Genomic DNA, 5,897 nt, shown 5'->3' with positions numbered 1-5,897 from the left:
TGGGGGGGTCTTTTGCGCGGGTCCGGTGGGGGGGGGGGGGGGGCGCACCACCACCGGTCTTCGGCTCCGGGTGCCCCGAATCGCGGGGGGGGGCCGAGGGGGGGTCGGCACACGCCTCACCCGCGGATGAAGGCCAACAGGTCCGCGTTGATCACGTCCGCATGCGTCGTACACATCCCATGCGGATAGCCTTTGTAGACCTTCAGCGTGCCGTGCCTGAGCAGCGTGATCGCCAGCTCCGCCGAATCGGCGATCGGCACGATCTGGTCGTCGTCGCCGTGCATCACCAGCACCGGGACGTCGATCTTCTTCAGATCCTCGGTGAAGTCGGTTTCCGAGAAGGCCTGGATGCAGTCGTAGTGCGCGTTGATCGCGCCCATCATCCCCTGCCGCCACCAGTTGTCGACGATGCCCTGCTGCGGGGGCGTGCCCTCGCGGTTGAAGCCGTAGAACGGAATCGGCACCTCGCGGTAGAACGCGGCACGGCCGGCCACCAGTGCCTGCCGGAAGCCATCGAAGACCTCCTTCGGCGTGCCGCCCGGGTTGGCGTCACTCTTGACCATGATCGGCGGCACCGCCCCGATCAGCACGGCCTTGGCCACGCGACCGGGTTTGGCCTGCGCCACGTAGTGCGCGACTTCGCCGCCCCCCGTGGAATGCCCGATGTGGATCGCATCGCGCAGGTCCAGATGATCGGCCAAGGCGTTGACGTCGGCGGCGTAGGTGTCCATGTCATGCCCACCACTGGTCTGCGATGAGCGGCCATGGCCGCGGCGGTCGTGGGCGATCACGCGGTAGCCCTGCAGCAGGAAGAACTGCAGCTGGGTATCCCAGTCATCGGCGCTGAGCGGCCAGCCGTGATGGAACACGAGGGGCTGACCTTTGCCCCAGTCCTTGTAGAAGATCTCGGTGTTGTCGGCGGTGGTCACGTAGGGCATGGCACGGAACTCCTGAGGGAGGGAGGGGCACAGCGGGGTACCCGTGCATGCTGCAGCCGCAGGGTGTTCAGCCGGGATGAACGGCGGATGTCGATTTCGGGTCCCTGGGCCGGCTGAATCGATTTCAGCAGCATCTGTCACGCCGATCGTGTCTAATACCGCTCCCCACGTCACACCCCCCCACCCCCATGTCCCTTGATTCCCATGGCCCCGCGCCGTGCGACGACGCTGACGGCCACCTGGTCACCGCAGGTCCGCTGACCCCGCCACCGGACAGCGCCGGCACCGTGGCCGACGAGAAAGCCCTGCGCCATTCCGTGGCCGAGGACGTGCAAGGCATGGTCCTGGCGACCCTGGTCGCTTCGCTCGGCCTGGCGATCTTCGCCAAGGGCGGGCTGATGATCGGTGGCATGGCCGGGCTGGCGTTTCTGGCCCACTACGCCTTCGGCTGGAACTTCGGCCTGGTATTCGTGCTGGTCAACCTGCCGTTCTACTGGGTGGCCGTGCGGCGCATGGGCTGGGAGTTCACCCTGAAGACCTTCGCCGCGGTCACCGCCTGCGGCGTGCTGACCGACCTGCTGCCGCGCTGGGCCGATTTCGCCCACATGAGCTCGCTGTACTCGGCGATCGTCGGTGGTGCGCTGGCCGGCCTGGGCATCCTGTTCTACATCCGCCACCGGGCCAGCCTCGGCGGCATCGGCATCCTGGCGGTGTACCTGCAGCGCACCCGCGGCTGGAGCGCCGGCAAGGTGCAGATGTCCTTCGATACGCTGCTGATGTGCGTGGCGTTCTCGGTGCTGTCCCCCTCCAAGGTGATGTACTCGGCGATCGGCGCGGTGGTCCTCAGCCTGGTGCTGATGTTCAACCACCGCCCGGGCCGCTACATGGGCGTCTGACGCCCGGTCATTCCCCCTGCGGCGGCACCGGCACGAGGGTCACGCCGGAGACCCAGCGGCGGCTGCGCAGGTCCAGCGTGGCCACCTGCTCGCCGGGGCCGCGGTACAACCACAGCTGGCAGCACAGCGCATGGTCGCCGGCATAGCTGCTGCGCAGGGCGATGAGGGTGGCGCTGTAGCACTGTCGGCCCGAGCGGATCACGGTGTCCGCGGCGGTGTCGAAGGTGTAGCTGCCCGCGCCCCGCCACGGCCAGATCTCCGCTTCACCGGGGTCGGTGCCGGCCGGAACCGGGCAGCGTCCCTGCTCATCGCCGAAATGCGCGACGCCGTCGCCGTCGACGGTCAGCGCGCCCAGCAGCCGCTCGATGTGCCGGAGCAGGCGGCGGTCGGTGGCGATCGCCGTCGCCCGGGCATCCAGCGGATCGCCGTCGACATGCATCACCGGATCGGCCAGCCGATGCTCGCGGCCGTAGCGCACCTTCAACTGCTGCGTGGGGCTGCGCTCGCGCGGGTCGGCCGACAGTGGCCGGTTCAGCAGCAGGGTGTCGCCGTAATAGTCGCCGTCGCGATAGGCGATGTAGCTGACCCCGTCGATGCGCAGCCAGTAGAGGCCCTGGTCGCTGCCGCGCCCGCTGAGGCCGTATTGGCCCTGTGCCCACGGGCGCTGGGGGTCCAGGCTGTCCGGCACGACGAAGCCGCGCTGCGCATCCCGCCGCAGCATGTCCACCTGCGTGTACAGGCCGGTGCCGCCGCTGTAGGCGCTCTGCACCAGGTCGCGCTGGCCGTCGCCATCCAGATCGAGCAGGGACAGGGACAACTCGCCCATCTCCACCGGCACGGTGTGCTGGGCATCGGTATCGCGCAGGTAGCGGCTCACCGCGTCCCAATCGGCCGGGGTGACGGTGGGCGGGCGCACCAGCGCGGGCAGCGGCGCATCGCTGTCGCCGGCCACCGGGATCTGCAGGTCGATGCCGGTCTCGTCGCGGTAACGGGCCAGCACGGTGTCGATCGGGGCGGGGTCGTCGGCCGGCATCGCGGCGATCTCCGCGCGCAGGCGTGCCAGCACGTTGTCCAGGCCGGTGGCGCCGGCCAGCGAGGGGAGGGTGAGAGCGGCGAGCAGCGCGGCCCGCAATGCGGTGTGCCTCACGCCTGGCGCCATGCCGGTTTGAGCGTGTCGATGCGCTTGAACACGGGGCAGTCCGGGCTGTGCGCGCCGGGCAGGTAGCCCAGGCTCATCAGGAACTCGCCGGTGATCTCCCCGCCGGTGAAGCGGAAGGTCTTCTTGAACAGCTTCACCCAGCCGGCCTTGTCCAGCGGATGGTGGGCATCCAGCCAGGCGACGAAGCTGCCGTGGCTGGCCCGCAGCTGCTGGATCACCTGGGCGTTGTGGACCGCCGCATGGACCTTGAGCCGGTTGCGGATGATCCGGGCATCGTTGAGCAGGCGCTCGATGTCGCGCTCGCCATAGGCGGCCACCGTGTCCACGTCGAAGCCGTCGTACGCGGCGCGGAAGCCCTCGCGCTTCTTCAGGATGGTCTCCCAGCTCAGGCCGGCCTGGTTGATCTCCAGGATCAGCCGCTCGAACAGCTCGCGCTCCTCGCGCTGCGGGAAGCCGTACTCGTGGTCATGGTAGTGGCCGTGGACCGGATGACCCGGGGCGATGAGGCAGTAACCGGACACGTGCAGCTCCTTGCGATGGCGGATCAGGCGCGCGGGCCGGGGCACGCGCGCAGGCCTGCATTATGTCAGCGCGAAAGCGCACATCACGGCCAGCGGCTAGAATGGGGGCATGTCTGAACTGTCCACTTCGCTTGCCCACCACCTGCTGGTCGCGCTGCCGTCGCTGACCGACCCCACCTTTGCCCGTACCGTGGCGCTGATCTGCCAGCACGACGAGAACGGCGCGATGGGCGTGCTGGTCAACCAGCCCTCCGAGTACACCCTCGGCGAGGTGCTGGCCCAGATGGACATCACCACCACCAGCGACACCCTGCGCAGCCAGGTCGTGCTCAACGGCGGCCCGGTGCATCCCGAGCGCGGCTTCGTGATCCATGACGATGCGCGCAGCTGGGATTCCAGCCTGGCCGTGGGCGAGGGCGTGTTCCTCACCACCTCGCGCGACATCCTTGAAGCGATGGCCCGCGGCGAAGGCCCGCGCAATGCGCTGGTCACCCTGGGTTGCGCCGGCTGGAGCGAAGGGCAGCTGGAAACCGAACTCGCCGAAAACAGCTGGCTGGCCGTGCCGGCCGATGCCGAGCTGCTCTTCAGCACCCCGTTCGACGAGCGCTGGCAGGGCGCGGCGGCACGCATCGGCGTGGACCTGTTCCGCCTCACCGATTACAGCGGCCATGTCTGAGCCGGCGGCGCCAGCGCCCGCCGCGGCCACGCCGCCGACCATCCGCCGGGATGGCACGGTGCTCGGCTTCGACGTCGGTTCGCGCCGCATCGGCGTGGCCATCGGCAGCTCGTTCGGCACCCATGCGCGCGCGATCGCGGTGGTGGATGTGCACGGCAACGGACCGGACTGGACCGCAGTCGAGCGCCTGATCAAGGAATGGCGGCCGGACGGCCTGGTGGTCGGCGATCCGCTGACCCTGGACGGCCAGGACCAGCCCAACCGCAAGCGTGCGCAGGGCTTTGCCCGCCAGCTGCGGGAACGTTTCAAACTGCCGGTGGTGCTGGTCGACGAGCGCTCCAGCTCGGTCGAGGCGGCACGCCGGTTCGCGGTCGAGCGCGCCGAAGGCCGCAAACGCCGCCGCGATGCCGCTGCGCTGGACGCCGTCGCCGCGGCGGTCATCATCGAACGCTGGCTCTCCAGCCCGGATGACGCCACCCCCGTTTCCTGACCCTCAGACCCTGCCCATGACCGCCTCGCAACTCGATTCCGATGGACGCCTGCGTCACCTGCTGACCCTGGAAGGTCTGCCCCGCGAAACCCTGCTGCAGCTGCTCGACCGAGCCGGCCAGATCCGCGATGCGGCCGTTGGCCGGGTCGGCAACAAGCGCCACGTGCTCGGCGGCTCGGCGGTCTGCACACTGTTCTTCGAACCCTCCACGCGCACCCGCAGCTCGTTCCAGCTCGCCGCGCAGCGGCTGGGGGCGGACGTGCTGAACTTCGATGCCTCCACCTCGTCCACCCGCAAGGGCGAGACCGCCTGCGACACGCTGAAGAACCTGGAAGCGATGGGCGTGCGCGGCTTCGTGGTGCGCCATCCCGATGATGGCGCGGTAGCGGCACTGGCGGCGGCGGCGGGCGAGGGCACGGCCCTGGTCAACGCCGGTGACGGCCGCAGCTCGCACCCGACCCAGGGCCTGCTGGACATGCTCACCCTGCGCCAGGCCAAGGGCAGTGATTTCTCGAAGATGAAGGTCATCATCGTCGGCGACGTGAAGCACTCGCGCGTGGCCCGCACCGATCTGCATGCCCTGCGCACGCTGGGCGTCGGCGAGATCCGCGTCTGCGGACCGCAGTCGCTGCTGCCGGACGATGACACGCTCAAGGGCTGCATCGTCGGCGATGATTTCGACGCCATGCTGGAAGGCGCCGATGCGCTGATGATGCTGCGCCTGCAGCGCGAGCGCATGGAAGAAGGCCTGGTGCCCTCGCTGGAGCAGTACCACGCCCAGTACGGCCTGGATGCCGCGCGCCTGAAGCGTGCGGGCACCGACGCCGCCGTGCTGCACCCGGGCCCGATCAACCGCGGCGTGGAGGTCACCGACGAGGTGGCCGATGGCCCGCAGTCGTGGGTCCTGCGCCAGGTCGCCAACGGCGTCGCGGTGCGCATGGCGGTACTGGAAACGTTGCTGGGGTAGAACGTCTCGGCCACGCGAGGCCCACGGTAGGCATCGACCGTTGGTCGATCCGCATGACCGGTAGTGCCGGCCGCTGGCCGGCTCCGCAGAAATCCCAACAGCACACAGGGTAGTGCCGGCCGCTGGCCGGCTCCGCAGAAATCCCGACAGCACGCAGGGTAGTGCCGGCCGCTGGCCGGCTCCGCAAAAATCCCGACAGCACGCAGGGTCCTGCCGGCCGCTGGCGGGCTCCCGATGTCCGTTGCGGAGC

At 69.4% G+C, this 5,897-nt stretch carries 7 protein-coding genes; 4 read left to right on the top strand and 3 right to left on the bottom strand.

What is annotated here, in order from left to right; all coding sequences use genetic code 11:
- Nucleotides 1-116 precede the first annotated feature (116 nt).
- The gene (locus tag ABE473_RS18720; protein WP_179460933.1) at nt 117-938 is read right to left on the bottom strand and encodes an alpha/beta hydrolase; all 822 of its coding nucleotides are present in this window, start codon (nt 936-938) and stop codon (nt 117-119) included.
- A gap of 188 nt (nt 939-1,126) precedes the next feature.
- Here ABE473_RS18720 and ABE473_RS18715 point away from each other — a divergent pair, with 188 nt between their 5' ends.
- Nucleotides 1,127-1,834, top strand: a complete 708-nt coding sequence (locus tag ABE473_RS18715) for a YitT family protein (RefSeq protein WP_179460934.1) — start codon at nt 1,127-1,129, stop codon at nt 1,832-1,834.
- Between the two features lie 7 nt (nt 1,835-1,841).
- On the opposite strand, the gene ABE473_RS18710 is transcribed toward ABE473_RS18715, so the two are convergent.
- Together ABE473_RS18710 and ABE473_RS18705 are read right to left on the bottom strand one after the other, a co-directional pair.
- Nucleotides 1,842-2,981 carry a hypothetical protein gene (locus ABE473_RS18710; protein ID WP_346490526.1) on the bottom strand — a complete coding sequence of 380 codons (1,140 nt, stop codon included), beginning with the start codon at nt 2,979-2,981 and terminating at the stop codon, nt 1,842-1,844.
- The gene (locus ABE473_RS18705; protein WP_346479496.1) at nt 2,978-3,514 is read right to left on the bottom strand and encodes a DNA-3-methyladenine glycosylase I; all 537 of its coding nucleotides are present in this window, start codon (nt 3,512-3,514) and stop codon (nt 2,978-2,980) included. Before ABE473_RS18705 ends, ABE473_RS18710 begins: the two co-directional genes overlap by 4 nt.
- 109 nt (nt 3,515-3,623) lie before the next feature.
- Between ABE473_RS18705 and ABE473_RS18700 the strand changes: the two genes are divergently transcribed.
- From ABE473_RS18700 to ABE473_RS18690, 3 genes are read left to right on the top strand one after another with little or no spacing between them, the layout of a single operon-like run.
- Nucleotides 3,624-4,190 (top strand): YqgE/AlgH family protein, encoded by a 567-nt coding sequence (locus ABE473_RS18700; protein WP_179460937.1) that lies wholly within the window; start codon nt 3,624-3,626, stop codon nt 4,188-4,190.
- Nucleotides 4,183-4,680, top strand: a complete 498-nt coding sequence (ruvX, locus tag ABE473_RS18695; protein WP_319207826.1) for a Holliday junction resolvase RuvX — start codon at nt 4,183-4,185, stop codon at nt 4,678-4,680. The genes ABE473_RS18700 and ruvX overlap by 8 nt, the downstream gene beginning before the upstream one ends.
- A 16-nt stretch (nt 4,681-4,696) precedes the next feature.
- Nucleotides 4,697-5,647 carry an aspartate carbamoyltransferase catalytic subunit gene (locus tag ABE473_RS18690; RefSeq protein WP_123728554.1) on the top strand — a complete coding sequence of 317 codons (951 nt, stop codon included), beginning with the start codon at nt 4,697-4,699 and terminating at the stop codon, nt 5,645-5,647.
- Nucleotides 5,648-5,897: the final 250 nt, after the last annotated feature.

It is taken from the genome of Stenotrophomonas sp. TWI700 (assembly GCF_039673645.1).
Classification (GTDB): domain Bacteria; phylum Pseudomonadota; class Gammaproteobacteria; order Xanthomonadales; family Xanthomonadaceae; genus Stenotrophomonas; species Stenotrophomonas maltophilia_AA.
This window is presented reverse-complemented; position numbering and strand designations above follow the sequence as displayed.

Coding starts and splice junctions, on each gene's coding strand:
- ABE473_RS18715 (WP_179460934.1), top strand. CDS start 1,127: ATGTCCCTTGATTCCCATGGCCCCGCGCCGTGCGACGACGCTGACGGC.
- ABE473_RS18700 (WP_179460937.1), top strand. CDS start 3,624: ATGTCTGAACTGTCCACTTCGCTTGCCCACCACCTGCTGGTCGCGCTG.
- ABE473_RS18720 (WP_179460933.1), bottom strand. CDS start 938: ATGCCCTACGTGACCACCGCCGACAACACCGAGATCTTCTACAAGGAC.
- ruvX (WP_319207826.1), top strand. CDS start 4,183: ATGTCTGAGCCGGCGGCGCCAGCGCCCGCCGCGGCCACGCCGCCGACC.
- ABE473_RS18690 (WP_123728554.1), top strand. CDS start 4,697: ATGACCGCCTCGCAACTCGATTCCGATGGACGCCTGCGTCACCTGCTG.